The sequence below is a fragment of the Methylobacterium sp. J-088 genome, from assembly GCF_022829295.1.
In the GTDB taxonomy this organism is placed as follows: domain Bacteria; phylum Pseudomonadota; class Alphaproteobacteria; order Rhizobiales; family Beijerinckiaceae; genus Methylobacterium.
Window position 1 is genome coordinate 1 of record NZ_JAKSYH010000006.1, and the last position, 1,563, is coordinate 1,563.

Consider the following 1,563-nt stretch of genomic DNA (forward strand, 5'->3'; position numbering starts at 1 on the left):
TGACCGACGAGGTGGGCTGCAACCGGCTCGGCAACCTCCGGCTGCTCCGCCCGACGGTGCGCCGCAACGAAGTCCGCGGAGGCGGCGGGATCAGCATGAGTCAGCATGGTCTCAGCTCCTTTGGCGAGCCCAATGGCGAACATTAATGATTGGTTATTGCGATGCTCATAATCTGTTAACGCTGGTACCGCAACCGGATTCTTTGGACATTTTTACAGATCAGAGAAGATTTCGGTCGTGCAATTGATGTCGGTTAGGCTTCTCGCCGACGTAACGGCGCACCGATGCGGAAGTCCGCCCGGTATTCTCTACTGACCCGTTTCGTTTACCCGACTTGCAATCAGCGTGAACTCACCCACACGCTCTCAGCATTGCGCCGCAACGCGTGGGGTTGGGAACACACCACCAAGCGGCGAGCTCTATCAGCCCGATATGTGGGGCGCGGTCGTTTTCGCACAGCACCATAGGCACAAACGGTTGAGTGGCCGAAACCGTTGCAACCGCATTCAGAGGCAATCCGCAGGCCGCACACCAACGGGGCGACGTGCCGCGTCGGGCTGCTAACCAGCACGCTCTGCAAAGCCGATCGGCCGGTCGTTCAGTTCCGTCACGCCGGCGATGAGAGCGCCTCCGGCCGTCAGATCGTTCGGGATCAAAAGTTCGGGATCGAGGCCCAAGCCGACACGCAGCTGGACATACCGCATTGCGAGCCCGACTGTGTTCCCTGACGGTTTGCGCGTCGCCCGCCTCTCCGGCCGGCGACCGCGTCGGCGTTTCGGCGCTGGACACGACCGCCTTTGAAAGCCGCCCTGTGCAGTCGCCTGCGAACGCGTTCAACTGCGCTGTGGAGCGACGGTCGCTGGCCGGCCTCGCGCTGGGATCACACCGGTCTGGCCCAACCCGGATGACGTTTGGTTAACGCGGTCGCAGGTAAGGTGGCGGGCGGGGATCGTTCCAGATCCGCGCGGACCGTCAGCGTCTCATGGCTGAACCACGCGACGCGAAGGAGACGCTCCGGAGATGTCCTGGGACGCAACGGTGTCCGCCGCCTACGTCACCGGGTTCCTGGCGTTCTGTCGCCTCTGCTTCTCCGCGCCGGTGATGCCGGACGATGCATTCGAGAATCATCCTCTATCCGATGAGCCGGCCGACCAACCCGACGAGGACCCAACCTAGAAAGCCTACCCAGGCGACCACCACGAGCAGCACGGTCGTCAGGATCGCAGGGGTGCCGAAGCGGGCGAACGCGCGGTGACCCAAACTGCGCCTCGGTGCGGCGCCCCGCGCGCCCAGCTCGTCGTTTTGAGACGGATCCATAGCCTCAACCCCCAGTTGCGGGTCGAGACGCAATCGCCTGTCCTGACCGCAGAGGGAAGGCGCACAGCCTCCAGATAAGGTAAATGCGACCATCAGGCCGCACCCGCGGGTCAGGTTTCGCCGCGCATGGGCCGCATCAGGGCGCCGAGGAGGAAGCCGAGCTGCCCGCAGACCATCAGGGCGAGGCCACGGCGCATGCTCCCGCCGGTGCTGAGGTGATGGATGTACACCCCGTAGGCCAACTCA

The 1,563-nt window shown here is 63.9% G+C and carries 1 protein-coding gene; it reads left to right on the top strand.

Features of this window, described 5'->3' with window-relative positions; all coding sequences use genetic code 11:
- Positions 1-1,020 precede the first annotated feature (1,020 nt).
- Complete coding sequence (locus MKK63_RS00020; protein WP_243997525.1) at positions 1,021-1,176, top strand: hypothetical protein; 156 nt, start codon at positions 1,021-1,023, stop codon at positions 1,174-1,176.
- Positions 1,177-1,563: the final 387 nt, after the last annotated feature.